Annotated in this window: 24 protein-coding genes; 15 read left to right on the top strand and 9 right to left on the bottom strand. The window is 65.6% G+C overall.

What is annotated here, in order from left to right:
• Positions 1-8 precede the first annotated feature (8 nt).
• The 3 genes from ACVW1C_RS11680 (at position 9) to ACVW1C_RS11690 (ending at position 3905) form a co-directional block, all read left to right on the top strand.
• A complete protein-coding gene (locus ACVW1C_RS11680; RefSeq protein WP_456758538.1) occupies positions 9-1472 on the top strand; it encodes a YcjX family protein in 1464 nt (487 codons plus the stop codon).
• Positions 1469-2500 carry a YcjF family protein gene (locus ACVW1C_RS11685; RefSeq protein ID WP_456758539.1) on the top strand — a complete coding sequence of 344 codons (1032 nt, stop codon included), beginning with the start codon at positions 1469-1471 and terminating at the stop codon, positions 2498-2500. The genes ACVW1C_RS11680 and ACVW1C_RS11685 overlap by 4 nt, the downstream gene beginning before the upstream one ends.
• 241 nt (positions 2501-2741) lie before the next feature.
• On the top strand, positions 2742-3905 hold the full coding sequence (locus ACVW1C_RS11690) for an IS4 family transposase (protein WP_456757919.1): 1164 nt from the start codon (positions 2742-2744) through the stop codon (positions 3903-3905).
• Here ACVW1C_RS11690 and ACVW1C_RS11695 read toward each other — a convergent pair.
• Positions 3844-5424 (bottom strand): glycosyltransferase family 39 protein, encoded by a 1581-nt coding sequence (locus tag ACVW1C_RS11695; protein WP_456763055.1) that lies wholly within the window; start codon positions 5422-5424, stop codon positions 3844-3846. The two genes, ACVW1C_RS11690 and ACVW1C_RS11695, sit on opposite strands and share 62 nt — an antisense overlap.
• A 226-nt stretch (positions 5425-5650) precedes the next feature.
• On the opposite strand from ACVW1C_RS11695, the gene ACVW1C_RS11700 reads away from it, so the two are divergent.
• From ACVW1C_RS11700 to ACVW1C_RS11720, 5 genes are all read left to right on the top strand, one after another.
• The gene (locus tag ACVW1C_RS11700) at positions 5651-7387 is read left to right on the top strand and encodes an adenylate/guanylate cyclase domain-containing protein (RefSeq protein WP_456758540.1); all 1737 of its coding nucleotides are present in this window, start codon (positions 5651-5653) and stop codon (positions 7385-7387) included.
• Between the two features lie 162 nt (positions 7388-7549).
• Positions 7550-7777: a hypothetical protein gene (locus tag ACVW1C_RS11705; protein WP_176529489.1), complete on the top strand. Its 228-nt coding sequence runs from the start codon at positions 7550-7552 to the stop codon at positions 7775-7777.
• 210 nt (positions 7778-7987) lie between these two features.
• Positions 7988-9187 carry a SorA family sulfite dehydrogenase catalytic subunit gene (sorA, locus tag ACVW1C_RS11710; protein ID WP_456758541.1) on the top strand — a complete coding sequence of 400 codons (1200 nt, stop codon included), beginning with the start codon at positions 7988-7990 and terminating at the stop codon, positions 9185-9187.
• 11 nt (positions 9188-9198) lie between these two features.
• The gene (gene sorB / locus ACVW1C_RS11715) at positions 9199-9510 is read left to right on the top strand and encodes a SorB family sulfite dehydrogenase c-type cytochrome subunit (protein ID WP_456758542.1); all 312 of its coding nucleotides are present in this window, start codon (positions 9199-9201) and stop codon (positions 9508-9510) included.
• A gap of 274 nt (positions 9511-9784) precedes the next feature.
• A complete protein-coding gene (locus tag ACVW1C_RS11720; RefSeq protein ID WP_021079749.1) occupies positions 9785-9985 on the top strand; it encodes a cold-shock protein in 201 nt (66 codons plus the stop codon).
• 316 nt (positions 9986-10301) lie between these two features.
• Here ACVW1C_RS11720 and ACVW1C_RS11725 read toward each other — a convergent pair whose 3' ends face one another.
• Positions 10302-10868, bottom strand: coding sequence for a hypothetical protein (locus ACVW1C_RS11725; RefSeq protein WP_456763056.1), 567 nt, complete (start codon positions 10866-10868; stop codon positions 10302-10304).
• A gap of 186 nt (positions 10869-11054) precedes the next feature.
• Positions 11055-11519 (bottom strand): Lrp/AsnC ligand binding domain-containing protein, encoded by a 465-nt coding sequence (locus tag ACVW1C_RS11730; RefSeq protein WP_176529485.1) that lies wholly within the window; start codon positions 11517-11519, stop codon positions 11055-11057.
• A gap of 127 nt (positions 11520-11646) precedes the next feature.
• Here ACVW1C_RS11730 and putA point away from each other — a divergent pair, with 127 nt between their 5' ends.
• Both putA and ACVW1C_RS11740 read left to right on the top strand, forming a co-directional pair.
• Positions 11647-14658, top strand: a complete 3012-nt coding sequence (putA, locus tag ACVW1C_RS11735) for a bifunctional proline dehydrogenase/L-glutamate gamma-semialdehyde dehydrogenase PutA (protein WP_456758543.1) — start codon at positions 11647-11649, stop codon at positions 14656-14658.
• Positions 14659-14872: 214 nt separating this feature from the next.
• Positions 14873-16078: a CaiB/BaiF CoA transferase family protein gene (locus ACVW1C_RS11740; protein WP_456758544.1), complete on the top strand. Its 1206-nt coding sequence runs from the start codon at positions 14873-14875 to the stop codon at positions 16076-16078.
• Positions 16079-16212: 134 nt separating this feature from the next.
• On the opposite strand, the gene ACVW1C_RS11745 is transcribed toward ACVW1C_RS11740, so the two are convergent.
• The 3 genes from ACVW1C_RS11745 to ACVW1C_RS11755 form a co-directional block, all read right to left on the bottom strand.
• Positions 16213-16377 carry a hypothetical protein gene (locus ACVW1C_RS11745; RefSeq protein WP_456758545.1) on the bottom strand — a complete coding sequence of 55 codons (165 nt, stop codon included), beginning with the start codon at positions 16375-16377 and terminating at the stop codon, positions 16213-16215.
• Positions 16378-16478: 101 nt separating this feature from the next.
• Positions 16479-18026: a hypothetical protein gene (locus ACVW1C_RS11750; protein WP_456758546.1), complete on the bottom strand. Its 1548-nt coding sequence runs from the start codon at positions 18024-18026 to the stop codon at positions 16479-16481.
• Positions 18027-18116: 90 nt separating this feature from the next.
• Entirely contained in the window at positions 18117-19184 is a 1068-nt protein-coding gene (locus tag ACVW1C_RS11755) for a hypothetical protein (RefSeq protein WP_456758547.1), read from the bottom strand.
• A gap of 204 nt (positions 19185-19388) precedes the next feature.
• Here ACVW1C_RS11755 and ACVW1C_RS11760 point away from each other — a divergent pair, with 204 nt between their 5' ends.
• From ACVW1C_RS11760 to ACVW1C_RS11770, 3 genes are all read left to right on the top strand, one after another.
• A complete protein-coding gene (locus ACVW1C_RS11760) occupies positions 19389-19763 on the top strand; it encodes a Crp/Fnr family transcriptional regulator (protein ID WP_456758548.1) in 375 nt (124 codons plus the stop codon).
• Positions 19760-20569: an MBL fold metallo-hydrolase gene (locus ACVW1C_RS11765; RefSeq protein ID WP_456758549.1), complete on the top strand. Its 810-nt coding sequence runs from the start codon at positions 19760-19762 to the stop codon at positions 20567-20569. The genes ACVW1C_RS11760 and ACVW1C_RS11765 overlap by 4 nt, the downstream gene beginning before the upstream one ends.
• Positions 20570-20656: 87 nt before the next feature.
• Positions 20657-21271 (top strand): glutathione S-transferase family protein, encoded by a 615-nt coding sequence (locus tag ACVW1C_RS11770; protein ID WP_456758550.1) that lies wholly within the window; start codon positions 20657-20659, stop codon positions 21269-21271.
• A gap of 204 nt (positions 21272-21475) precedes the next feature.
• Here the strand turns inward: ACVW1C_RS11770 and ACVW1C_RS11775 are convergent, their stop codons facing one another.
• Genes ACVW1C_RS11775 through ACVW1C_RS11785 form a run of 3 tightly spaced genes read right to left on the bottom strand, consistent with a single transcriptional unit; the run spans position 21476 to position 23499 of the window.
• On the bottom strand, positions 21476-21973 hold the full coding sequence (locus tag ACVW1C_RS11775) for a TPM domain-containing protein (protein WP_456758551.1): 498 nt from the start codon (positions 21971-21973) through the stop codon (positions 21476-21478).
• A 4-nt stretch (positions 21974-21977) separates the two neighbouring features.
• Complete coding sequence (locus tag ACVW1C_RS11780) at positions 21978-22862, bottom strand: TPM domain-containing protein (protein WP_456758552.1); 885 nt, start codon at positions 22860-22862, stop codon at positions 21978-21980.
• A 22-nt stretch (positions 22863-22884) separates the two neighbouring features.
• Positions 22885-23499: a LemA family protein gene (locus ACVW1C_RS11785; RefSeq protein ID WP_456758553.1), complete on the bottom strand. Its 615-nt coding sequence runs from the start codon at positions 23497-23499 to the stop codon at positions 22885-22887.
• A gap of 158 nt (positions 23500-23657) precedes the next feature.
• Here ACVW1C_RS11785 and ACVW1C_RS11790 point away from each other — a divergent pair, with 158 nt between their 5' ends.
• Positions 23658-24515, top strand: coding sequence for an enoyl-CoA hydratase (locus tag ACVW1C_RS11790; RefSeq protein ID WP_456758554.1), 858 nt, complete (start codon positions 23658-23660; stop codon positions 24513-24515).
• Positions 24516-24520: 5 nt separating this feature from the next.
• Positions 24521-25666: an acyl-CoA dehydrogenase family protein gene (locus ACVW1C_RS11795; protein ID WP_456758555.1), complete on the top strand. Its 1146-nt coding sequence runs from the start codon at positions 24521-24523 to the stop codon at positions 25664-25666.
• Positions 25667-25680 lie beyond the last annotated feature (14 nt).

Below are 25680 nucleotides of genomic sequence, written 5' to 3' on the forward strand. Positions count from 1 at the left end.
AACCCTCCATGCCCCCCCGCTTCTCTGATATCGTCGAGGAAGCGCGTCTGTCGGCGCGGGCGCTGCTCGACTATAGCGAGGGCCTTTTCAAGCCGACGGTGCGTCTCGGCGTCACCGGCCTGTCGCGGGCCGGCAAGACCGTGTTCATCACCGCGCTGGTGCATGGCCTGACCCGTGGCGGCCGCTTCCCGGTGTTCGAGGCCTACGCTTCGGGGAGGATCGCGCGCGCCTATCTCGCCCCGCAGCCCGACGATGCGGTGCCGCGCTTCGCCTACGAGAACCATGTCCGCACTCTGATCGAGGAGCGGACCTGGCCGAGCTCGACCACCGACATCTCCGAGCTCCGCCTCGTGATCGAGTATCAGCGGCAAAATGGCGCGGACCGCACGCTGACCCTCGACATCGTCGACTATCCGGGCGAGTGGCTGCTCGACCTGCCACTGCTGAACAAGAGCTACGAGCAATGGTCGGCGGAGAGCCTCGCGCTGTCGCGCGAGCCGTTGCGCGCAAAATTGGCGGCGCCATGGCACGCCCATCTCGCAACGCTGAAGCCCGAGGCCAAGGAGGACGAGCAGGCCGCGCGCACCGAGGCAAGATTGTTCACCGATTATCTGCGCGCCTGCCGCGACGAGCGTTTCGCGATGAGCCTCTTGCCGCCCGGGCGCTTCCTGATGCCGGGCAACCTCGCCGATACGCCGGCGCTGACCTTTGCGCCGCTCGACGTGCCCGTGGACGGCAACGCGCCCGACGGCTCGCTATGGGCGATGATGCGGCGGCGCTACGAGGCCTATAAGGACGTCGTGGTGCGGCCGTTCTTCCGCGATCACTTCGCGCGGCTCGATCGCCAGATCGTGCTGGCCGATGCGCTCGCCGCGTTCAATGCCGGCCCCGAGGCGCTGCATGATCTCAAGGCGGCGCTCGCCGGCATCCTCGACTGCTTCCGGATCGGCCGCGGCACGATCCTGAGCGCGCTGTTCCGGCCGCGCATCGACCGCATCCTGTTCGCGGCGACCAAGGCCGACCATCTGCATCACCAGAGCCACGACCGGCTGGAAGCCGTGCTGCGGCGGATCGTGGCCCGGGCCGCCGAGCGCGCCGAATATGCCGGCGCTGCCATCGACGTGGTGGCGCTCGCCGCGGTGCGCGCCACGCGCGAAGCTCAAGTGCAGCGCGGCCGCGACCGGCTGCCATCGATCCTCGGCACGCCGGCGCCGGGCGAGGTCGCCAATGGCGGGACGCTGGACGGCGAAACTGAAGTTGCGACCTTTCCGGGCGACCTGCCCGACAATCCGGAGGAGCTGTTCAACGGCAGATTCCGCGGCCTCTCCAGCGCCGGCGCCGAGGCCGCCGATTATCGTTTCCTGCGCTTCCGGCCACCGAAGCTGGAACGAGGCGGCGATGCGGAGCCGGCGCTGCCTCACATCCGCCTTGACCGCGCCCTTCAGTTCCTGATCGGAGACAGACTGCAATGAACGAGAAGACGCCCCCGCGGCGGCCGGCGACGTTCAAGCTCGACGATCCCGGCGTGGTCGTGATGGATCCCGACGACAGCAGCCGCCTTACCCGCGGAACGATCCAGATCGTGCCTGAGGCCGAGCCCGCGCAGCTTCCGGTGCCAGTTGATTCGCCGCTGCTGCCGGCGCGCCGCGGCTTCCGCTGGGGCACGCTGTTCTGGAGCGCGGTCGCGGGCCTTGTGGTGCTCGGCACCGGGCTTGGCGTGATCAACCTGGTCGAGGATCTGTTTGCGCGCAACGAAGGGCTCGGCGTCCTCGGGCTCGGGCTCGCCGTCATCGCCACGGTGGCGCTGGCCGTCGTGACCACACGCGAGCTGGTCGGCCTGGCGCGGCTGGCGACCATCGAGAAGCTGCATCTGCGCGCCGCGGAAGTGCTGATCAGCGACGACCGCGCCGCGAGCCGGGCTGTTGTCGCCGAGCTGCTCAAGCTCGCGCACCAGACCCCGCAGCTCGCCCGCGCCCGCAGCGCGTTGCAGAGCCACACCGACGACATCATCGACGGCGCCGACATGATCCGCCTCGCCGAGCGCGAACTGATGGCGCCGCTCGACGAGGAGGCGCGGCGGCTGGTGTCGACGGCCGCGCAGCGTGTCTCCGTCGTCACCGCGGTCAGCCCGCGCGCGATGATCGACGTGCTGTTCGTGTTCGTGGCGAGCTTGCGGATGATCCGGCAACTGGCGCGGCTCTATGGCGGCCGGCCCGGCGCGCTCGGCATGATCCGCCTGCTGCGCCACGTCATCGCGCATCTGGCGATCACCGGCGGCATGGCCGCGAGCGACAGCCTGATCCAGCAGATGCTCGGCCACGGCATCGCGGCCAAACTGTCACAACGCCTCGGCGAAGGCATGCTCAACGGCCTGTTGACCGCCCGCCTCGGCCTCGCCGCGATCGACGTCACCCGCCCACTTCCTTTCAACGCACTGCCGCGCCCGGCACTGACCGATCTGGCGAAGGATTTGATCCGCAAGCGCGAGGAAGAGGAATAGCAGTCTTCGCCTCGCCCCGCTTGCGGGGAGAGGCCTGATCGCATCGCCAGATGCGATCAGGGTGAGGGGGAGTCTCCACGAGTCCGTCTTTCACCGTCCCTGCGGAGACTCCCCCTCATCCCGACCTTCTCCCCGCAGGCGGCAGGGCTGTCCGGGGAATGATTCACTGTGTCGCGGTGCATGCTCGGCGAAACCGAGGCAAATCGGTCTTTTCTGGTTGTCGAGACACAGAAGGCCGAGCATGCGATTTCGCGATAGCATTTTTAGTAGGCTGCTTGAACCGATCAATCGGCGGCAGTTTCAGGCGGCTGTGGATCGTCTGGACGGGGATGCCTATGACAAGTCGTTCAAGAGCTGGGATCACCTGGTAGCGCTGATCTATGCGCAGTTGAGCGGGAACAACAGCCTGCGCGCCGTGGTGACCGGCTTCAACGCCAATCCTCAGCATCACTATCACCTGGGCACCGGCAGGTTGTCCCGCTCGACACTGTCGGATGCCAACAGCCGCCGCCCGTCCAGCATTTTTGCGCAAACCTTTGCACGATTGTCGGCGATGGCAAGCCGGCAGTTGCGGGGCGAAGGCACGGAGATGGTGCGCCTGATCGATGCCAGTCCGATCCCGCTTGGCAAAGTTTGCACCTGGGCGGCGTGGAACGGCCGCATCCGCGGCATGAAGCTGCACGTGGTCTACGATCCCAAGGGCGATATCCCGAAGTGCGTCGAGGTGACGGCTGCCAACGTCAACGATATCGAGATCGGTCGCCAGACTCCGATCCAGGCCGGCACAACCTATGTGTTCGACAAGGGATATTGCCGTTTCGACTGGTGGCATAAGATCAATGACAGCAAGGCTTTCTTCGTGACCCGGCCGAAGACGAGCATCCGGCTACGCGCGGTCAGGCATCGCACCATCCGCAACAGCAAGGGGGACGGCTTCAAGATCATCGTCGACGACGAGGTGAAGCTCACCAGTAAGGGCGACTCGCGTTTGCCGATACCGCTGCGGCGCATCAAGGTCAGGCGGGAGAACGGCGGCGTGATCACGCTTCTCACCAACGACACGACCCGAACGGCTGTCGAGATCGCCGCCCTCTACAAGAGCCGGTGGCAGATCGAACTGCTGTTCCGCTGGATCAAGCAACACCTCGACATTCGCAAGTTCCTCGGCACCAATGACAATGCAATCCGCCTGCAAGTCCTTGCTGCGATGATTGCCTACCTACTGTTGCGCATTGCCGCGCGGTCCCACTGCATCAAAATGCTGCCGCTCAGGCTCGCCGAACTCGTCAGCCAGTTCCTGTTCACCCGGCGAGCCTTCGCCAGCATCGAAAAGCCTCCGCCAATCAACCCTGGCCGTCGCAAATCCACAACGTCCCTCGACCAGATGGAACTCTGCTATGGTTGAACTTCCCCGGACAGCCCTGCGCAGGCGGGGAGAAGGAGAAGGCCAGCACGCGCCAGCGGAAGAACGTGGTGTCCGGCGGCGGCGACAGATCGGGTGTCCAGCCGCTGATCTTCTCCAGCGCGTAGGTGTCCATCACCATGCCGCGCCAGCTCCGCGTCACGCGCTCCAGCGGCTGGCGCACCGCTGATGTCTCGCTCCACAGCGGCAGGTTGTTCTCGGGCTCGCGCCCGACATAGATGCCGACGTGACCGCGGATCTGACTCATGCCCGGATCCGCAAAACCCTGGAAGCGGCCGCGCTCATTGATTTCGATGACCGGCACCCGTCCGCGCAGCATCCAGCGTAGCATCGCATAGGTGCGATAGTCCGTGGTCGCGACCCAGGTCGCGCCGGTCGCCTGCACCTGCGCCAGGGTATGCGCGGCCACCACATCATAGCCTGCCTCGGTGCCGATCGGATCGGTGCGGCCGATCAGATTCCACGGCGCGATCATGTAATAGAGGAAGACGCAGACGACGAAGACGATGCCCGATGTGATCGCAGTCCGCGCCCAGGACACGGTCGATTTGATGAGCCCGAGCGACCAGCCCTCGAACGGCATCCGCGTGACGTCGATGGCGACCGCCGCAAATCCGGCCGGCCACAGGAACATCGGCCAGGTGTCGCCGACCCGCAAGGTCAGCGACTTCCAGAGGAAATAGACGAACGGCACCAGCACCGCGGTCGCAAGCAGGATCGCAACCGGCTCGCGCCCGCTATAGCCGCGCCATGCAGTCAGCACTGTCCCGAACAGCGTCACCGGCAGCAGCACGAAGCCGACCAGGCCGAACTGCATGCCGATGAACTCGCCGAGCGTTCGGAACGTGAGATCGCGCTCGGCGGTGGCGCGCACCGCCTGGAAGCGGAACGAGGCCCAGTCATGCTCCGCATTCCAGATCAGCACCGGCGCGAACACGACGATCGCGATCAGCGCGGCGAGGTAGGGATACGGGCTGCGCAGCCAGCGCCAGCGCCAGTCCGGCACCAGCGCAAAGGCGAGCACCGCCGGCGCGAACATGATCGCGGTGAATTTCGACAGCAGCGACAGCCCGGCAAACAGCCCGGCGGCGAGCCACCAGCGCCCGTCATTGCTTTGCGCGAGCCGCACCAGCGACCACAGCATCGCGACCGAAAACGGGATCAGCGCGGTGTCGGGCGCGACCTTGGCCATTAACAACCCGTAATACAGCGCCGCCTCCGGCAGCAGCAGCGCGAGCATCACGGCGCGGACATTGTTGGATGTCGCGCGGCGGACGATGTCGGCGAGCAGGAGCTGGGAGGCCAGCATCGCCACGATGCCACCGAGGCGGACGCCGAGATTGGTGTCGCCGAGGATCGCCGTGCCAAAACGGATGAACCAGGCGACCATCGGGGGATGGTCGAGGAACGACAGCACGTTTTCCTTCGACCAGGTCCAGTAATAGGCCTCGTCGGTGCGCAGATCGAGCGCATGGGCATAGACCAGCCGCATCGCGGTCATGGCGACGATCACGGCGATCACGCCGCGCCAATCCGGCGCGCGCGAACGGGCCGGCTTAACGCTGATGTTATCGGCTCCGGATTGGGCTCGGGCTATCGTCACGGCGCTTTTTGTTCGACTCTTAACCGAGTGTCAACGTGCCGCACGGCCCGCTACCGCGACCCGTCCGGACCCGAGGTGGTGTTCAGCGCGGGAATTAAGCACTAGAATTGCCGATATGAATCGCATGGCCTCCCCCTCGCGCGAACATTTGCAGGACATGGCCCGCGGCATCGGCCAGCGGCAGGTTCGCCTAGTCACGGGGGCGATCATGTTCGCCTACCTGATCAGCCATTTCCTCAACCACGCGCTCGGCAATATCTCGACCGAGGCGATGGCGATCGGGGTGCACTACCACACCGAATTCTGGCAGTTCCTGCCGGTCGCGATCGTGTTCTATGGCGCCTGCCTGGTGCATACCGGCCTCGGCATCTGGGCGCTGTACCAGCGCCGCGAGTTCCGCTGGAAGGCGATCGAGCCGCTGCAGCTGGTGCTCGGCCTGAGCATCCCGGTCTTCATCATCATCCACATCGTCGGCGTGCGGCTCGGCCAGACCCTGTATGGGCACGAGAAACTCTACCCGCAGGAGCTCTACACCTTCTTCATCGCCTCGCCGGTCCGGTTGTGGCTGATGTTTGCGGTGCTGCTGATCGCCTGGGTGCATGGCTGCATCGGGCTGTATTTCTGGCTGCGGCTGCGCGCGTTCTTCCCGCGCGCCGCGCCGTTCCTGCTGGCCGTAGCCGTGCTGATCCCGACGCTGGCAATGCTCGGCATCTATCAGGGCGGCCGCGCCACAATGGAGGACTATCAGGATCCCGACTGGCGGCGCGAGGAGCTGTCGGTGCAGAAGCTCGGCACGGCGGCACAGGCTGCCACGCTCGGGAAGATCACGGATGGCCTGACGTTCGGCTATCTCGCCCTGCTCGGCCTCGTGCTGCTGGCGCGGGGCGCGCGTGCCCTGCTTGAGCGCCGCGGCGGCATGATCGCGCTGTCCTATGGCAACGGCCGCACGCTGCGGGTGCCGAAGGGATTGAGCGTGCTGGAAGCGAGCCTGCGCTACAACGTGCCGCATGCGAGCGTCTGCGGCGGCCGTGCGCGCTGCTCGACCTGCCGCATCCGCATCATCGGCGATCACGCCGCCCTCCCCGAGCCTTCCCCGCGCGAAGCCTTCGTGCTGCACCGGGTCGGCACCGACGATCCGTCGATCCGGCTGGCCTGCCAGTTGCGGCCGACCGCCGACCTGGCCTTCTTCCAGCTGTTCCTGCCGCACACGATGTCGGCCAACGCGCACGCCGCCAATCCGACACGAGTCGGCCAGGAGCGCTATCTCGTCAGCATGTTCGTCGACATGCGTGGCTCGACGCAGCTTGCCGAGAAGCGGCTGCCGTTCGATACCGTGTTCATCGTCAACCGCTTCCTCGGCGCGGTGTCGCAGGCGGTGCTGGAAGCCGGCGGGCGGCCCAACCAGTTCATCGGCGACGGCATGCTGGCGCTGTTCGGGCTCAGCACCGACCGGCAGGTGGCCTGCCGCCAGGCGCTACGCGCGGCGGCGCTGATCGCAGCCAATATCGACGAGCTGAACCAGTTTCTCAGCCACGATTTGCGCGAGCCGATCCGCTTCGGCATCGGCATCCATGGCGGCGAGGTGATCGTGGGCGACATCGGCTATCGCGACCACATGGTGTTCACCGCGCTCGGCGACGCCGTCAACGTCGCGGCACGGCTGCAGGACATGACGAAGGCGCTGGCCTGCGAGGCGGTCATCTCCGACGAGGTGCGCGTCACCGCCGGCCTGGCCGACGATGCCCTGCCGGCGCAGGAGGTCGCGATCCGCGGCCGCAACGAGCCGATGACCGTGCGCACCGTCGAGACGACGCGCGTCCTGTCCGCGCTGGTCGACGACCGACACGCCGTGGCGGCCTGACCGGTTCATCTTCCCCTTCACCGAATGTGACCTGCCGCACATCCGAAGCTGCGTTCAGCAGAGATGCTCGAACGCGCCCGGTGCCGGATGCGACTGACTGGCGATGGGTAACACTGCAACCGCGCCGCGACAGAGTTCAACGCGCATCTGAAGGAGACGACCATGCTTCGCAAAGTCACGCTTGCTCTCGCGACTGCCGCAACGCTTGCTGCCGCCGCGCTGGCGCCGACCTCGGCTTCGGCCAAGCCGTTCTTCTGGCATCCGTATCACCATCACTTCTGGGGTGGCCCGGGCATCTCCGTCGGCTTCGTCGATTCCGGCTGCTACGTCACCCGCCTGGTGATGACGCCCTACGGCTATCGCTATCGCACCGTGAACGTCTGCTACTGATCGAACCTTCGACTTGGATGGAAATGCCCCGGTCGCCGCATGCGACCGGGGCTTCTCGTTGTTGCGACGCAACGCTGCGAAAGCTCAATTGACTTGGGGTTGTCAGGTGCGACATTTGTCGCGGCGCGCATTCCATGATGCGAAGGCGCGCAAGGCAAGGTGAGCCTGGTGATGACCAGCTCACGACAGAACAGCTTCGGAGGAAGCGGAATGCTCGATCGACGAGACTTGATGAAGCGCGCCGGGTTGGCTGCTTTGGTGACGGGGCTGGGATCAAGGGGCGCATTCGCCCTCGACACCGTGACGCTGCCCTTCGGCAATGGCGAGCGCCCGCTGGTGCACTACCCGCAGAAGCGCCCGATGATCGGCCTGACCGCCCGGCCGCCGCAGCTGGAAACGCCGTTTGCGGTCTTCAACGACGGGCCGCTCACGCCGAACAACGCGTTCTTCGTCCGCTACCACCTCGCCGGCATCCCCTACGATCTCGATCCGGACAAGTTCACGCTGGAGATCAAGGGCAAGGTCGACAAGCCCGTGAGGCTGTCGCTGAAGGAGATCCGGAAGCTGAAGGCTGTCGAGCTCGTCGCCGTCAACCAGTGCTCCGGCAACAGCCGCGGCTTCTTCAACCCGCGCGTCGCCGGCGGCCAGCTCGGCAACGGCGCGATGGGCTGCGCACGCTGGCACGGCGTGCCGCTGAAGACCGTGCTGGACATGGCCGGCGTGCAGGCCGGCGCCAAGCAGGTCACCTTCAATGGCATGGACGGTCCGGTGATGGACACGACGCCTGACTTCGTGAAGGCGCTCGACATCGACCATGCACGCGACGGCGAGGTGATGCTGGCCTGGGGCATGAACGGCGAGGACCTGCCATTCCTCAACGGCTTCCCGCTCCGCCTCGTGGTGCCCGGCTATTACGGCACCTATTGGGTCAAGCACCTCAACGAGATCACCGTGATCGACAATGTGTTCGAGGGCTTCTGGATGAAGTCGGCCTATCGGATTCCGGATACGCCGAACAATGCGGTCGAGCCCGGCACCGCACCAAAGGCGACGATCCCGATCAACCGCTTCACGGTGCGTTCATTCATCACCAGCGTTGCCGACGGCGCCAGGCTGAAGGCCGGCCGCACCACGCTGCGCGGCATCGCCTTCGACGGCGGCAAGGGCATCAAGGAGGTCGCGGTCTCGATCGACGGCGGCAAGAGCTGGACGCCGGCCAAGCTCGGCAAGGATCTCGGCAAATACGCCTTCCGCGAATGGAAGCTGAAGGTGGCACTTCCGGCCGGCGCCTCGGAGCTGAAGGTGCGCGCCACCAACAATGCCGGCGACACCCAGCCGATGGATCCGCTGTGGAATCCCGCGGGCTATCTGCGCAACGTCGTCGAAACCGTGCGTGTCACCGCGGCGTGAGGAGAAGCATCATGACCAGCAAGCTGCTTGCCTCCCTCGCCGTGATCGCCGCACTGTCGATCGGAGCTACGATGGCCGCACCCGTCAACTACACGCTCCCCGAGGAGACCGCGACCTTCAAGCCGGGTCCCAACCTCGACGTGGTGCAGAACAACTGCACCGCCTGCCACTCGGCCGACTACATCAAGACCCAGCCGCAGGGCGAGAAGTTCAAGAAGGACTTCTGGCAGGCCGAGGTGACCAAGATGATCAAGGTCTACGGCGCGCCGATCGACCAGGCCGACGTCGGCAAGATCGTCGAGTATCTTTCCGCGACCTATTGAGACGCGGCCGATCCATCCCCCGCGCGCTGGCAGAAAGCCCGCGCGCGGGGCTATCGATCCAAGTGGAACCGGTCTTTTTTGCAGCGCATCAATTGACCACGAAACAGGCAATCCAGCTGCAAAACTCCGCAAAGCGGGTTGTTTCCGGGCAAAAACACACCGTGGTTTGATCTACCCAGCTTTTTTCAAACTGCTATCCTGTGTGGTACGGACAAGCCGGTTTGTGCGGGGACCGACTGGTCTGTTTTCGATTGATTCCGCGGAGACGACTGGAATGCCCAAAGGTACAGTGAAGTGGTTCAACCCGACCAAGGGTTATGGATTCATCCAGCCCGCTACAGGCGGCAAGGACATTTTCGTTCATATTTCAGCAGTTCAGAAGGCCGGTCTTCAGAGCCTCAACGAAGGCCAGTCTGTTGAATACGAAGAGATTGCCAATCGCGGCAAGACGTCAGCCGAGAACCTCAAGGTCTAGCGCACCGCGCGAGATCCAGCGGCGCACTCTCGGACAAGATCCGGGAGTGAGGGCCGATCCAATATCACACGACGTGACGTTCGGCGGAGCGGGCACGGCGCCCGCGCGCCACGGCGTTGAACTTTTTTCGGCCGCCACCGATCGCGTGCCGCTATTGGCCATTTGACCGTCACACCCGGCACCGCCCCCATTGCTGTAGCCCGCCGCACGTCAGCCTCACCGACAATCGCGGGATGTCTCTCTCCATCGTGCCCGAGTCGCGACGGAAAATGCTGCGCCGTGAACGGGAACGCGCGCGGCAGGAACGTTCAGCCGTTCAATCTTCCGTCACCCATTTGGCGACGGTCATGACGTCAGGCGGTTGCAGATAACCGCGGGGCCAGAGATCGACGGCCCATTCCACCTTGGTCGCGCGTTCGAGCAGAACGGCGGTGTTGTGCGGCGTTTGCCCCAACGAAAAACCGCGATAGTGGGGATCCCCGACGTCGTGAAACTTGAACAGGTTCCACGATTGCATCACCAGCATCAGGCTGGTCGTGTTGCGGGTGGTGTCCCAGCAATCGTAATTGTGCTTGTCGTCGTTGGCGCGGAAGTCGGCTTTCGCCACACGCTTGTCGGTGCCGAGGATCGGCCCCATCCGGCGGTCGAACCAGATCACGGCCTTTTGCACGGCCGCGCGTTCGGCGGCGGCGTTGGCGCGGCCGGTGGCCATGATCCTGGTCAGGGCCGCCCGGTCGGCTCCGCTGAAGTCGAGCATCTCGCGGCGCCGGCAGACGAAGCCGTAGCACACCGTCATCGCCGAGGCCGACGGTGGATAGATCGAGACCGATGTATAGAGCTGCATGATGCCGGAGCTGAGCTCGGCCGCGCGGGACGGCGTCATCGCGGACAGGGACAAGATGGCCGCGCATAACGCGCCGGCAACCCCGGTTCGCTTCGCACCTATCGGCTGATTGGCATCGTCCATGTCGCGGCCCCCAACTGAGGGCAGAATTATCGCGGGTGCGTCGCGATGCCAAGACATCCTGCGTACATCCTGCGCATGGCTGTGGATCAGATCGGGAGCCTGTCAGCCGACCGGCAGCGGCGCGTCGCGCTTGACTTCCTCCATCACCGCGTAGGTTCGCGTCTCGCGCACGCCCGGCAGCGCCAGCAGGGTCTCGCCGAGAAACCTGCGATAGGCGGTCATGTTGGCGACGCGCGCCTTGACCAGATAGTCGAAGCCGCCGGCCACCATGTGACACTCCAGCACTTCCGGCGCGGTCTGGACGGCCCTGGCGAACTTCTCGAATACGTCGGGCGTGGTCTTGTCGAGCAGCACCTCGACAAACACCAGGAGGCCGAGCCCGAGCCGATGCGGATTGAGCCGCGCGCCATAGCCTTCGACGAAACCATCGCGCTGCAGCCGCTTCAGCCGCTCGCCGACCGAGGTCGGCGACAGGCCGATCCGCTCAGCCAGCTCCACATTGGCGATCCGGCCATCCCCTTGCAGGATCGAGAGGATTTTGCGGTCGATCTTATCTATGTCTGTCATATCTACGGCAATACTCTAGTTGATCCTGATTTCCTAAGGCAAATCTGCTAATTTGTCTATCGAACTACGGTGCGACCGCGCGTAGGTGTTCCCGTGCAACCCTCGAGGAACCGCCCAAGGAATCGTCATGCTCGACCCATCCCCGCTCCCGCCGCCGTTCAGCGCGCCCTACGCCCCCGACGACGCCGCCATCGCCGGCCGCCTGCGCCAGGATGCCAGGCTTAGCGCGGAGGCGGAGGCCCGGATCGATCGCAGCGCGACGCACCTGATCGAGGCGATCAGGGCCAACGACGATCCGCTCGGCGGGGTCGAGGACATGCTGCGCGAGTTCGCACTCTCGACCAAGGAGGGGCTGGCGCTGATGGTGCTGGCGGAGGCGCTGCTGCGGGTGCCCGACGCCCGCACCGCCGACCAGTTCATCGAGGACAAGCTCGGCCAGGGCGACTTCGTCAACCACGAGACCAGGTCGAGCGCGTTCCTGGTCAACGCCTCGGCCTGGGCGCTCGGCATGTCGGCGCGCGTGATCCAGCCCGGTGAAACACCGCAAGGAACGATAGGCCGGCTGACGAAGCGGCTCGGTGCCCCCGCGGTGCGTGCCGCGACGCGGCAGGCGATGCGGCTGATGGGCAGTCATTTCGTGCTCGGCGAGACCATCGAGGCGGCGCTGTCGCGCTCGCAATCGCACACCGCGCGCGGCTCGCGCTATTCCTTCGACATGCTTGGCGAGGGCGCGCGCACCGCCGACGATGCCCATCGCTATTTCGAATCCTACGCCCGCGCGATCGACGCGATCGGCAAGGCGGCCGGCGATCAGCCGCTGCCCGACCGGCCCGGCATCTCCGTGAAACTCTCCGCGCTGCATCCGCGCTTCGAGGCGGTCAGCCACGCGCGGGTGATGACCGAGTTGGTGCCGCTTCTGGTCGACCTCGCACGCCGCGCCAAGGCGTTCGATCTCAACTTCACCGTCGACGCCGAGGAAGCCGACCGGCTGGAGCTGTCGCTCGACGTCATCGCGGCTGCCTTCGCCGACCCGTCGCTAGCCGGCTGGGACGGCTTTGGGCTTGCGATCCAGGCCTATCAGAAGCGCGCTGCCGACGTCATCGACTATGTCGACGAGCTGACGCGCGCACTCGACCGCAGGATGATGGTGCGCCTGGTCAAGGGCGCCTATTGGGACACCGAGATCAAGCGCGCGCAGGAGCGCGGGCTCGACGGCTATCCGGTGTTCACCCGCAAGGCGATGACCGATCTGAACTATGTCGCCTGCGCGCGAAAGCTGCTCGCACTGCGGCCGCGGCTGTTTCCGCAATTCGCCACCCACAACGCGCTGACGGTCGCGACCATCCTCGAACTGTCAGACGATCCCACAAGCTTCGAATTCCAGCGGCTGCACGGCATGGGCGAAGCGCTCTACGCACAGCTCGGCGAGGATCGCCCGGAGATCGCTCACCGTACCTATGCGCCGGTCGGCAGCCACCGCGACCTGCTCGCCTATCTGGTGCGCCGGCTGCTCGAGAACGGCGCCAACTCGTCGTTCGTGGCGCTGGCCGCGGACAATCGCGTGTCCATCGTGGACCTGCTGCGCCGCCCGGCCGAGATCATCGGTGCCGACACTAACGCTGCTCACTCCGGAATTCCGTTGCCGGCCGATCTCTATCGCCCGCAGCGCGAGAATTCGCATGGCATCGAATTCGGCGAACGAAAGGCGCTCGATGCGTTGACGTCGGCGATTGCCGTCGAACCCAAGGTCGCGTCCGGCATGGTTGCGACATCGACAGTCGAGCAGGCGAATGCCGCGGTCGTCGCCGCGCGCGGTGGCTTCAAGGCCTGGGACGGCACCCCGGCCATCCGACGTGCCGCGATCCTCGACAAGGCCGCCGACCTGCTCGAGCAGCGCCGCGCGCACTTCCTCGCCTTGCTGCAGGGCGAAGGCGGCAAGACACTCGACGACGCACTCTCGGAGGTGCGCGAGGCGATCGACTTCTGCCGCTACTACGCGGCACTCGGCCGGAAGCTGTTTGGGCAAGGCGAGGCGATGCCCGGGCCGACCGGCGAGAGCAACATGCTGGAGCTGCGCGGCCGCGGCGCATTTGTCGCGATCTCGCCGTGGAATTTTCCGCTGGCGATCTTCCTCGGCCAGGTGACGGCAGCGCTGATGGCCGGCAATGCGGTGATCGCAAAGCCGGCCGAGCAGACGCCACGCATCGCGGCCGAGGCCGTCGCGCTGCTGCACGAAGCGGGCGTGCCGGCATCGGCCCTGCATCTGGTCCAGGGCGACGGCACGGTCGGCGCCGCGCTGGTCAGCCATCCCGGCATCGCCGGCGTGGTCTTCACCGGCTCGACGGAGGTGGCGCGATCGATCAACCGCACGCTTGCGGCCAAGGACGGGCCGATCGTGCCGCTGATCGCCGAGACCGGCGGCATCAACGCGATGATCGTCGATGCCACCGCGCTGCCCGAGCAGGTCGCCGACGACGTCGTGACCTCGGCGTTCCGCTCCGCCGGCCAGCGCTGCTCGGCGCTCCGGCTGCTGTTTGTGCAGGACGACGTCGCCGACCGCATGATCGAGATGATCGCCGGCGCCGCGCACGAGCTGAAGATCGGCGACCCCATGCAACCGTCGACGCATATCGGACCCGTGATCGATGCGGAGGCCAAGCAGCGGCTGGATGCGCACATAGCGCGGATGAAGCAGGAGGCGCGGGTGCATCTCGCCGGCGAGGCGCCGACAGGCAATTTCGTCGCGCCGCATATCTTCGAGCTGTCGGCGGCGAGCCAGCTGCGTGAGGAGGTGTTCGGCCCGATCCTGCATGTCGTGCGTTACCGCGCCGAACGGCTCGGCGACGTGCTTTCCGCGATCGAGGCGACTGGATTTGGGCTGACGCTCGGCATCCATTCCCGCATCGACGACACGATTGAGCACGTGATCGACCGTCTCCAGGTCGGCAACGTCTATGTCAACCGCAACATGATCGGCGCGGTCGTCGGTGTGCAACCGTTCGGCGGCAGCGGCCTCTCCGGCACCGGCCCCAAGGCCGGCGGCCCGCATTACCTCACGCGCTTCGCCACCGAGCAGACAGTGACGATCAACACCGCCGCCGCGGGCGGCAATGCCGCGCTGATGGCGGGGGTGGAGTAACGGGCGCCGTCATTGCGAGCAAGGCGAAGCAATCCATACCTCCGCCTGCTGAAGCGCGGATTGCTTCCTCGCTTCGCTCCTCGCAATGACGTCCCAACAAGCCGTTGCATCGTGCCACCGAGATGGGTCAAATGGCGGTCCGATCGGGATCATCGCACACGATAATTCCAGCTACCGGAAAAACACCAACAAGCGCCACGGGAGCGACGGCACGATGGAAAAAGGCATTTTTGACGGGCTCAAGGTCCTGGACTGCGCGAGCTTCATCGCGGCGCCCGCGGCCGCCACCGTGCTGTCCGACTTCGGCGCCGACGTCATCAAGATCGAGCCGCCCGGCGCCGGCGACCCCTACCGCAATCTGCCCAATTTGCCCGGCTACCCCGCGAGCGAGCACAATTTCGCGTGGATGCTGGAGGCCCGCAACAAGAAGAGCCTCGCGCTCGACCTCACCAAACCGGACGCGCAACAAGTGCTCTACAAGCTCGTCACCGAGGCCGACGTGTTCATCACCAACATGCCACCGCAGGTGCGGGCGAAGCTCGGCATCACCTACGACCATCTCGCCCATCTCAACGACCGGCTGATCTACGCTTCCTTCACCGGCTATGGCGAGAAGGGCGAGGAAGCGAACAAGCCCGGCTTCGACTCCAACGCCTACTGGGCCCGCTCCGGCCTGATGGACCTGGTACGCGCCGACGAGGACACCACGCCGGCCCGTTCGGTCGCCGGCATGGGCGATCACCCCTGCGCGATGGCGTTCTACGGCGCGATCGTCACCGCGCTGTTCCAGCGCGAGAAGACCGGCAAGGGCTCGCATGTCTCGACCAATTTGATGGCCAACGGCGTCTGGGCCAACGGCGTGCTGGCGCAGGCCAAGCTCGTCGGCGCCAAGTTCAAGAAGCGCAAGCCGCGCGAAGAGGCGCTGAACGCCGTCACCAACCACTACAAGTGCAAGGATGGCCGCTGGCTGATCCTGTCGCTGCTCAACGAAGACCGGCAGTGGCCGACGCTGGCGCGCTGCATGGGCCGTGAGGACCTCGTCGCCGATGCCCGCTTTGCCACCAAGGCTGACCGCCATGCGCGCTCGGTCGAGCTGATCAAGATCTTCGACGAGGTGTTCGCCGGCAAGGATCTCGCCGAATGGCGCAATATCCTCGACGGCAACGGCCTGGTGTTCGGCGTCGTCGGCATCCTCGACGACATCCCGAACGACAAGCAGATGATCGAGAACGAGGTGCTGGTGCGCTTCGAGAACGACACCATGCTGACCGTCAACAGTCCGATCTTCATCGACGGCGCCAAAAAGGTGCAGCCGCGCAAGCCGCCCGAGGTCGGCGAGCATTCCGACGAGATCCTGCGCCAGGCCGGCTACGACGAGGCCACGATCCAGAAGCTGCGCGCATCGGGCGCGGTTGCCTGAGGTCGAGCTGATGCTGCTCCTCCGTCGCCCCGCTCATGCGGGGAGACGGGCTTCCCCGGGAGCATAGAGATGCAGGTGAGACCTGTACTCCTTACCCGGATCGCGGCCGCGCCTGAAGCATTACGTGTGAGTGACTATCTTTTCAGCCAGGACCAGACCAGGGCCACGGCAATAATGCCGATGACGACCGCGAGCCCGATCGCCCAGCTGCTGACGCGGACGGCGCTCATCGCCTGACGCTCGGCCTCGTTGGCCGCGATCTCGCGGTTGCGCTGCTTGTCCTGCTCGGGAGCACTCATCGGCCGGTCTCCGCTCAAGGGGCTGGGCTGTTCGGGTCGTGGTCGCGAACCGCAATATAGCATCGAACAATGACGCTCAGCCGCTTCGGTTCCGGCTGGAATTACCGCCCCGTCACAAAGCACATCCCCATCCGCGAGGCTTTCCCAACAACCTGGCAGGCAAGCCCCTCGGCACAGGTCCAGCCGCGAAAGCTGCGGTCGGTCTCGGCCGGCCTTCCGCCCGGCAGATAGCAATGCGCGCCCCAGCCATCGCTGTATTCGGTGCCGGCAAGCTCCGCGCTGCCGCGCAGTTGCGGCCGGTTGGAGAAGCCGCGCGAAAAGTCCGGCGCCTTGCCGTCGCGGAAGCTTGCGAGAATATCGCGGCGCCGGGGTTGGTCGCCGAAGAAATGCGGCGAGGCCGGCACCACGGTGGAGTTCGACGGTTTTGCCGCCATCCAGTCGACGCCGGGGAAATGGAAGCCGCCAATGCCGCTGGTCTGGTGGCAGCCCGCGCAGGTGACGTCGTTGAGGCGCCGCTCGAAGCCGGCCAGCGACTGGATGTTTTGCAGCTTGGTCCCGTCCGCCGCGGCCTTCTGCAACGCGCCGACCACGTCACCTTCCGAGAACACCGCCGGCCCGGCCGTCCCCTCGCCCTGCACCATCCCGAACTCCGGCTCCAGGTCGCTGACGTCGAAGCCGGTCGGCGTCGGCGCCACCGCACCGGTTGCGAGGAAGCGATCGGGGATCAGCAGGGTGCCGCGATCGAGCTCGGCAAAATGCCCGGGATCGAGCAGCCATGTCTTGAAGTCGCGCTTCAACGCCTCGTCGGCCAGAATGCGATCGCGATCGATCTGGTTCTCCAGCGGCGCCTCGGCAAAGCGCTTTGCCGCGCCGTCATAATCGAACACCTTCAGCAGATAGTCGGTGCGGAAGTCGCGCACCGCGGATTTCGGCGCATGCGCGATCTGCAGATTGGTCTCGATGCGATCGATATTCCCGGCATCGATCAGGTGGAGCGGGCCATCCTTGCCGAAGAGTGTCTCCATCGCCGGCGGCGCGCTGCCGGTCGCCAGCCAGCGCCGCGCGATCTCGCGGCAGGTCAGCGACGCGTCATTGCCGACACCCTTCGCCTTCAGCACCAGGTTCAGCGTCATCGGCAGCCGCTGCGACACCGCGTTCTCGCCGATCCGCGGCACATCGGTGCGGGTCAGCCGGTAGATCAGCCGGATCTCGCCGCAGTCCTTCGGCGCCACATAGGCGCGGTCCATGCGGTTGACGATGCCGGCCAGCACGAAGCGAACGTCAGGCGATTCAAACAGCGTGCGGTCGAACAGCTGAAACGCAAAGCCGTCGCCGACCCCGATGCTCTCGTTCGGCAGACTTGCCTTGTGCTTTCCGACATAACGATCGAATTCGCGATCGAGCGCCTCGCGCACCGGCACCATCGCAGGCAATCCGAACAGATCGCGGTTCGACAGCGGCGTGTCGGCGGAACGCTCCTGCGCGAGCATCCGGCCGAGACTGAGGCGACCATGATCGAGTTCGCGCAGGATCGCGGGATCGATCACCGCCGCGCCGCGCTCGAGCGCGCGATCCTCCGCGGCGCGTGCCGGCACGGCGCCAACGAGCAGAACGGACATCACCAGGAGGCATTTCAGCGCGCGGCTCATGCCCCACTAACACCGCACGGCAAACCCTATTCAACAAAAAAGGCGCTTCACATCGCGGTGAACCGCCTTGGTATCGTCCTGTTTGGCCGATCAACGCGAAACGATCAGGCCCTTGCTGGTGACGACCACCCAACGGCCATCCTGCTTGCGGATGGCGTCGACGCGGCCGAGGCCGGGAACGGGATCGCCGGCATAAACCTCGTAGATGCCGCCGCGGCCCTCGATCAATGCGCCGCCATTGCCGACGTCGCGCAGCGCCCAGCCATCGACCACCGGAAGGCGGCCGACCTCGGGCCTTGCGGCCGCGGGTGCTGCGGCGGCAGCCGCCGGAGTGACCGAGCCCGTGACCTCGCGGGCCGGCGTCGCCGCGGCGACGGTCGTCTGCGGGGCGCGGAGCTTGTCGACGGTCTCGCTGAGCTTGTTGAGCCTGGCCAGCGGCTCGGCCTGTGCCTTCTCGACCTTCTCGATCCGGTCGCTGGCCTTGCTGAACTGGGCCTGGCCGGCCTTGGCGGTCTGCTCCACGCTTGCCTTCAGCGCGGCGATTTCGGATTCGATCCGGGCGAAGGAGGCATCGGCCGCTTCCTTGGCAGCGGCGTCCTTTGCAGCGTCCTTGGCAGCCACATCCCTGATGGAGGCAGCGGCGGGGGCGGCGAGATGGCCAAGCCCGGCGGTCGCGAGCGCGCCACCGATGGCCCCTGCCACCGTCGCCAGCGCAATCACGGCGGCCATCGCCCCGAACCGGCGCGTGCCGGCCGGCTTTCCTGCTGCCTTGGCCGCCTGCTCGGCACCCGGCTTGGCGGCGGTCGCCTCATGGTCCCAGGTCCGGTCACCGGGCGCCATGATCATCAGCTTGCCCGGGAAACGCGGCTCTTCACGCTTGCCGGTCTTGACCTTGGGCACGTCCATGTTGGTCGGCTCGATCTTCGCGTCGATCTTGGCCTCAATCATTGGATCGAGCCGGGACGGCTCGACCTTGGGGGATTCGGCCTTCGGCGCGTCCATCCTCGGCGCGTCGGCCTTTGGCGACGTCTCTTCCTGCTCGGGCGCAAGCCTGGCAGCCTCGACGCCGGCCGCGGCCATCGCGGGCTCGCTCTTCGCCGCCATCTGGGCGCCGGCTTGACCGCTGATCGGCTCGCTCTGCTGCTCACTCACGTTCAAAGTCTCCAGACTAGGTTGACAATTCGGTAACTTTTATTGCTTGCGAAATGGTTACCCCGCTCCGCCATTACCTAAATTTTAGGGAGTTTTCCGGGCCGGATTTGGGCGATGTTGCCATGCGGCAATCTGCGTCAGCTCCGTTTGCGCGCGGCGTTTTCCCGATTAACATACCGGCGTCTTCCAGCCAGAAGGCAGGAGAACGCCGTGACGATCGAGAAGTGCATCAATGAATTTGATGTCGATGACGTCATTTTTGAGGAAGGCTCGACCGGCCGCGAGCTGTTTGTCGTGCTCGACGGCACCGTCGACATCGCCAAGATCAATGGCGGAGACAAGACGGTCATCGTCAGCCTCGGCAAGGGCGAGTTTTTCGGCGAGATGGCCGTGATCGACGGCTCGGCGCGCTCCGCAACCGCGATCGCCTCCGCGCCCAAGACGCGGGTGATGCGGATCAACCACGCCCGCTTCGTCTATCTGGTCAGCCAGCAGCCGGCGTTCGCGCTGATGGTGATGGATGCGCTCTCGAAACGCCTGCGCGCCTCCAACGCCGTCACTTACAGAGCGGCAGGCGCACCATGAGCGACCGCAAGCCGAGCCCGTTCAAGACGCTGTTCGAGGCCGACGTCGCGACGCTGATCCAGGCAGCCGACGACGTCTACCAGATCCGCTTCAAGAACCGTGCGGCGAATGCCTATCTCGTGCGCGGCAGCAAGCGGACCATCATGATCGACGTCGGGCTATCGACCAACTATCCGTCGCTGGTTGCCTGCCTCAACCATCTCGGCATCACGCCCGAGATGATCGACATGGTGGTGCTGAGCCACGAGCATCTCGATCATATCGGCGCGGCCTATCATTTCCACGGCAGCGCCTACATCGCCGCGCACCGGCTCGCCGCCAACAAGATCATGCTGCGCGACGACTTCTCGATGCTGCGCAAGATGTTCAACGAACCGAACGTGCCGATCGACATCGACATCTGGCTCGAGGAAGGCAATTTGATCGACCTCGGCAATTTCCGCCTTAGCGTGATGTACACGCCGGGCCATACCTCGGCCTGCATCTCGCTGTTCGATCAGGACAAGGGGTTGTTGTTCGCCGCCGACACGCTGATGCCCGGCGGCGTGATGGGCGGCGTGTTCGGCTCCGGCTCGATCGCCGACTACATCCAGTCGCTGGAACGGCTGAAGGGCCTCAATTCGAAGATCCTGCTGTCGGGTCATGGCCGGCTGTCCGACACGCCGCAGGACGACGTACGGATCGCGCTGCAACGCTCGCACGCCCTGCTCGAGGACACCGCGCAATTGTTCGACGCGCTCGATGCACGCTCGAATTTCGAGCCGATCATGCAGTCGGTGCGCGACCTCAACAAGCTCGACGATTGATCTTCGCGCACCGTCACATTTGACAATCCGCGCGCGGCCTGTTCAACAACGGCAACAACAACGCTGAAACAACAGGGAGCGAGGACCATGAAGCTTTACGACTCGATCGGACCCAATCCGCGCATCGTGCGCATGTTCATGGCGGAGAAGGGCATCGAGATCCCCAAGCAGGCCGTCGACCTGCGCAAGGGCGAGAACCGCGAGGAGGCACATCTGAAGCGCAATCCGCACGGCCAGATGCCGGCGCTCGAGCTCGACTGCGGCAACTACCTCTCGGAGATCACGGCGATCTGCGAATATCTTGAGGAGAAGCACCCCTCGCCCGCGATGATCGGCACGACGCCGGAAGAGCGCGCGGAGTGCCGGATGTGGACGCGCCGCGTCGATCTCAACATCGCCGAGCCGCTCGCCAACGGCTACCGCTTCGGCGAGGCGCTGAAGTTCTTCGAGAAGCGCATTCCGGTCGCGCCCGAGGCCTCCCCCGGGCTGAAGATGATCGCCGCCAACCGCATCAAATGGCTTGATAACCAGATGGCCGACGGCCGCGAGTACATCTGCGGCAAGCGCTTCACGCTCGCCGACATGCTGCTCTATTGCTGGCTCGATTTCGGCAACCAGGTCGGCCAACCGCTGGACCCGTCGAACGCCAACATCGTCGCCTGGTTCAACCGCGTCGGCGCGCGGCCTTCGGTGAAGGCTTAGGGTCTTCTTATTCTTATCCTCCCCTGGAGGGGGAGGATCGGTTTGCATGAAGCGCAGCGCAATGCGAACCGAGGTGGGGTGATCTCTCCACTCGGGCAGCGTTCACGCGGAGAGACCTTCACCCCACCTCGCCGCTCATTGCATTCGCGTCGATCCTCCCCCTCCAGGGGAGGATGAAGAGCACCGGACCAAATCGTTGGTCGCTCAAATCACCACCGGCTTGTCCGGCAGCTCGTTCGGGCCGCCGGCGACATGCGGGAAATACCGCGCCAGCTCCCGCGACACCGCCTCGATCCCCTTGATCACGCCCTGCTCGAACCGGCCGGCGCGAAAGTCCGTTTCCATCGCGCGGCAAATCGCTTCCCAGCCGGCGTGGCCGACCTTCGCATCGATGCCACGATCGGCGACGATCTCGACGTCGCGGTCGGCGAGCAAAAGATAAATCAGGACACCGTTGTTGTAATGGGTGTCCCAGATCCGCAAGTGCGCGAACACGTCGAGCGCCCGCTCCCGCGCCGGCTGATCGCGGAACAGTGGCACGCCGTCGAGCGCGCCCTCGACGACGAAGCGGATCTGGCCGGAATGGGTCGCCTCCCCCGCCTTGATCGCCTTCTCGATCGCGTCGAGCACGCGCGGCGGAAACTCCCGCCGCACGCGCCAGCGATGCTCGAGCAGATGCTTGCCGATGCGCTTGATGCCCATATGCCTACCAGCTCCCCGAGGCGCCGCCGCCGCCAAAGCTGCCGCCTCCGCCGCTGAAGCCGCCGCTGCTGCCCGAACTCGAGCCGCTGCTCCAGCCGCCGCCACCGGACCAGCCCCCGCCACGCCGGTATGGTCCCGAGCCGGCCGCCGGACCGCCAAAATTCAATCCGCCGAAGATCAGCGCCGCGACGGCAGCGAACAGCCCGACCACCAGGGCGGTGGCGAGCGAGCCGGCCACCATCCAGGTGAAGACGCCGACGATGCCGCCGGTCGCCGCCGAGCCCAAGAGCCGCCCCAGCATCGCGCGCAACACGCTCGCCGCGATGATGACGACAAAGATCGTCACCGGATTGGCGAGATCGACGAGGTTGGGACCCTGCCAATGCTCCGGCTCCGGCGCCGGCAGCTGCTCGCCATTGATCAGGCGGATCATGCGGTCGACGCCGGCCGAGATGCCGCCGGCGAAATCGCCGGCCTTGAATTTGGGCGTGATGTCCTCGTCGATGATGCGGTGGGTGACGACGTCGCTCAGCACGCCTTCGAGGCCGTAGCCGACCTCGATGCGCAAATGCCGGTCGTTCTTGGCGACGACGAGCAGCGCGCCGTCGTCGACCTTCTTGCGCCCGATCTTCCAGGCCTCGGCAACGCGGATCGAGAACTGTTCGATCGTCTCCTCACCGGTGGTCGGCACGATCAGGACCGCGATCTGACTGCCCTTGCGGGTCTCCAGATCCTTCAGCCTGTCGTTCAGTGACGCAACGTCGCCCGCTGACAGCGTCCCGGTCTGATCGACGACGCGGCCGGTGAGCTGAGGCACCGCGACCTCGGCCCACGCCGGGCATACGAAGCCCAGCAGGAAGGCCAGCAGGAACACGCGTGCGGCTGTCATCGCGTTGCTGGACACGCCGGCGCTATTTCGACGGCGCGGGCGCGGGCGCCGGATTGAAATCGACCTTCGGCGCGGTCGAAATCGCCTTCTCGTTGTCGACCGTGAAGTTGGGCTTCTCCTTGTAGCCGAACACCATCGCGGTCAGATTGTTCGGAAAGGTGCGGATGCCGACGTTATAGTCCTGCACTGCCTTGATGTAGCGGTTGCGTGCCACGGTGATGCGGTTCTCGGTGCCCTCGAGCTGCGCCATCAGGTCGCGGAACAGCGCATCCGATTTCAGCTGCGGGTAGTTCTCCGTCACGACCAGGAGCCGCGACAGCGCGCTGGTCAGTTCACCCTGCGCCTGCGTGAACTTCTGGAACGCAGCCGGATCGTTGAGCACTTCGGGCGTCGCCTGGATGCTGCCGACCTTGGCGCGCGCGTTGGTGACGCCGAGCAGCACGTCCTTCTCCTGCTGCGCAAAGCCCTTCACCGAATTGACGAGGTTCGGCACCAGATCGGCGCGCCGCTGGTACTGGTTCACCACCTCCGACCAGCTCGACTTGACCTGCTCGTCATTGGTCTGGATCGCGTTGTAGCCGCAGTTGGTCAGGCTCAATGTCGCCAGCGCTGCCAGCACGGTCCAAAGCTTGCGCATAAAGAAGGTCCTCCCGATGGATTCTCGATCAGAGTAGCAGATTTTCGCGCGACAATCCCGCGTGGCGGGATTCGCGGCCGGTTTTGCCGATGATGCCCCTTGCCTATCCCGCCCTGCGCCGTTCATCATGCCGAGAAAATCGATCCCGGGAGGATCCATTGGCGTCTGAACAATTCGAGACGATTGTCGTCGAGCGGCCGGAGCCCGCGATTGCGCGGATCGTGATGAACCGCCCCGAGGCTCGCAACGCGCAGAACCTGCAGATGACCTACGACCTCAATGCCGCCTTCGACCAGGCGGTGCAGGACGACGCGGTCAAGGTCATCATCCTCGCCGGCAACGGCCCGCATTTCTCTGCCGGTCACGATCTCAGGCCGGGGGCGAAGAACCAGGCGGGCGTCGATTTCCCGCCAATCGGAAATTGGGGCGGCTTCGCCGAACCCAACGCGCATGGGCGCTTCGCGCGCGAGCAGGAGATCTACCTGCAGATCACAAGGCGCTGGCGCAATCTCGCCAAGCCCACGATCGCCGAGGTGCATGGCAAGTGCATCGCCGGCGGGCTGATGCTGGCATGGGCCTGCGACCTGATCGTCGCGAGCAGTGATGCCGAGTTCTGTGATCCCGTGGTGACGATGGGCGTCTGCGGCGTCGAATGGTTCGTGCATCCCTGGGAGCTCGGCGCGCGCAAGGCCAAGGAGATGCTCTTCACCGCCGACGTCTGGAGCGCCGACGAGGCGCATCGTCTCGGCATGGTCAATCACGTGGTGCCGCGCGGCGATCTCTCCTCCTTCACGCTGGCGCTGGCGCGGCGCATCGCAGCAAAACCCGCGTTCGCGCTGAAGCTGTCCAAGGAGGCGGTGAACCGCTCGATCGACATCATGGGGCAGCCTGCCGCGATCGATCAGGCCTTCGCGCTGCATCAGCTCTGCCACGCACACAATCTGCAGGAATTCGGAATGGTGGTGGACCCCGCGGGTCTGCATCCCTCCGTCAAGAAAACCGCCAACGTGAAGTAGACCAGATGGACCTCACTCTCAGCGACGAGCAGCGCCTGCTGCGCGAAAGTGCCGACCGCTTCGTGGCGGAAACGTTCACATCAGACCATCGCAAGAAGGCGGCGAACGATCCGCTGGGCTATTCGCCCGCGATCTGGAAACAGTTCGCCGAGCTCGGCTGGCTGGCGCTGCCGATCGCCGAAGCCCATGGCGGGCTCGGCGGCGGCGCGATCGAGATCGGGCTCTTGATGGAAGCGTTCGGGCGCGGACTGGTGTCCGAGCCATTCCTCTCCACCGTCGTGATCGGCGCTGCGCTGGTCGCCGAATGCGGCACCGAGGAGCAACAGCAAGCGATCCTGCCCAGGGTTGCCGAGGGCGCGCTCACGCTCGCCTTCGCGCATTCGGAGCGCGCCGCACGGTTCGATCTTGCCCATGTCGACACCACGGCCGGCAAGACCGGCGACGGCTGGCTTTTGAATGGCAGCAAGATCGCCGTGCTCGACGGCGCGGCCGCCAACCAGATCATCGTCTCGGCCCGCATCGCCAACGCCAATGGCGCGTCCGGCAAGCTTGCCTTGTTCCTGGTGCCGGCTGGCACACCCGGCCTCACCTTGCGCGACTATGCACGGCTCGGTGGCGGGCGCGGCTGCAACCTCGATCTCAGGGATGTGCAACTGCCTGCCGATGCGCTGCTCGGCGACGGCAGCGATGCGCTCCCTGCGATCGAAACCGTGATCGACCGCGCGATGGCCGCGCTCGGCGCCGAGGCGGTCGGCATCATGCAGACCCTGCTCGACACCACGCTCGAATACACCAAGATTCGAAAACAGTTCGGGCGGCCGCTATCGGCCAACCAGGTGATCCGCCACCGCCTCGCCGACGTCGCGATGCAGGTCGACGAAGCGCGGTCAATGGCGCTGCGCGCTGCGCTGATGGCCAATGCCGAGCCGGTGGCCCGCGGCCGCGCGGCATCCGGCGCCAAGGCGAAGATCGGCAAATGCGCGCGCTTCGTCGCCGAGCAGGCAGTCCAGTTGCACGGCGCCATGGGCGTCACCGAGGAGCTCGACATCGGCGCCTATTTCAAGCGGCTGCTCGCCTTCGACACGCTGTTCGGCGGCAGCGCCCATCATTATCGCCGCCACGCCGCGCTCAGCGGCCGCGCCCACGCGTAAACGGAGAGCGCACC

Source organism: Bradyrhizobium sp. USDA 4011, assembly GCF_054063415.1.

Excerpts from the sequence above, each read along its gene's own strand:
- ACVW1C_RS11740 (WP_456758544.1), top strand. The coding sequence starts at position 14,873 with ATGGAAAAAGGCATTTTTGACGGGCTCAAGGTCCTGGACTGCGCGAGC.
- ACVW1C_RS11685 (WP_456758539.1), top strand. The coding sequence starts at position 1,469 with ATGAACGAGAAGACGCCCCCGCGGCGGCCGGCGACGTTCAAGCTCGAC.
- sorB (WP_456758542.1), top strand. The coding sequence starts at position 9,199 with ATGACCAGCAAGCTGCTTGCCTCCCTCGCCGTGATCGCCGCACTGTCG.
- ACVW1C_RS11700 (WP_456758540.1), top strand. The coding sequence starts at position 5,651 with ATGGCCTCCCCCTCGCGCGAACATTTGCAGGACATGGCCCGCGGCATC.
- sorA (WP_456758541.1), top strand. The coding sequence starts at position 7,988 with ATGCTCGATCGACGAGACTTGATGAAGCGCGCCGGGTTGGCTGCTTTG.
- ACVW1C_RS11745 (WP_456758545.1), bottom strand. The coding sequence starts at position 16,377 with ATGAGTGCTCCCGAGCAGGACAAGCAGCGCAACCGCGAGATCGCGGCC.
- ACVW1C_RS11795 (WP_456758555.1), top strand. The coding sequence starts at position 24,521 with ATGGACCTCACTCTCAGCGACGAGCAGCGCCTGCTGCGCGAAAGTGCC.
- ACVW1C_RS11695 (WP_456763055.1), bottom strand. The coding sequence starts at position 5,424 with ATGACCGCGATGCGGCTGGTCTATGCCCATGCGCTCGATCTGCGCACC.
- ACVW1C_RS11780 (WP_456758552.1), bottom strand. The coding sequence starts at position 22,862 with ATGACAGCCGCACGCGTGTTCCTGCTGGCCTTCCTGCTGGGCTTCGTA.
- ACVW1C_RS11690 (WP_456757919.1), top strand. The coding sequence starts at position 2,742 with ATGCGATTTCGCGATAGCATTTTTAGTAGGCTGCTTGAACCGATCAAT.
- ACVW1C_RS11770 (WP_456758550.1), top strand. The coding sequence starts at position 20,657 with ATGAAGCTTTACGACTCGATCGGACCCAATCCGCGCATCGTGCGCATG.
- ACVW1C_RS11785 (WP_456758553.1), bottom strand. The coding sequence starts at position 23,499 with ATGCGCAAGCTTTGGACCGTGCTGGCAGCGCTGGCGACATTGAGCCTG.
- putA (WP_456758543.1), top strand. The coding sequence starts at position 11,647 with ATGCTCGACCCATCCCCGCTCCCGCCGCCGTTCAGCGCGCCCTACGCC.
- ACVW1C_RS11725 (WP_456763056.1), bottom strand. The coding sequence starts at position 10,868 with ATGACGCCGTCCCGCGCGGCCGAGCTCAGCTCCGGCATCATGCAGCTC.
- ACVW1C_RS11775 (WP_456758551.1), bottom strand. The coding sequence starts at position 21,973 with ATGGGCATCAAGCGCATCGGCAAGCATCTGCTCGAGCATCGCTGGCGC.
- ACVW1C_RS11720 (WP_021079749.1), top strand. The coding sequence starts at position 9,785 with ATGCCCAAAGGTACAGTGAAGTGGTTCAACCCGACCAAGGGTTATGGA.
- ACVW1C_RS11705 (WP_176529489.1), top strand. The coding sequence starts at position 7,550 with ATGCTTCGCAAAGTCACGCTTGCTCTCGCGACTGCCGCAACGCTTGCT.
- ACVW1C_RS11750 (WP_456758546.1), bottom strand. The coding sequence starts at position 18,026 with ATGAGCCGCGCGCTGAAATGCCTCCTGGTGATGTCCGTTCTGCTCGTT.
- ACVW1C_RS11730 (WP_176529485.1), bottom strand. The coding sequence starts at position 11,519 with ATGACAGACATAGATAAGATCGACCGCAAAATCCTCTCGATCCTGCAA.
- ACVW1C_RS11680 (WP_456758538.1), top strand. The coding sequence starts at position 9 with ATGCCCCCCCGCTTCTCTGATATCGTCGAGGAAGCGCGTCTGTCGGCG.
- ACVW1C_RS11765 (WP_456758549.1), top strand. The coding sequence starts at position 19,760 with ATGAGCGACCGCAAGCCGAGCCCGTTCAAGACGCTGTTCGAGGCCGAC.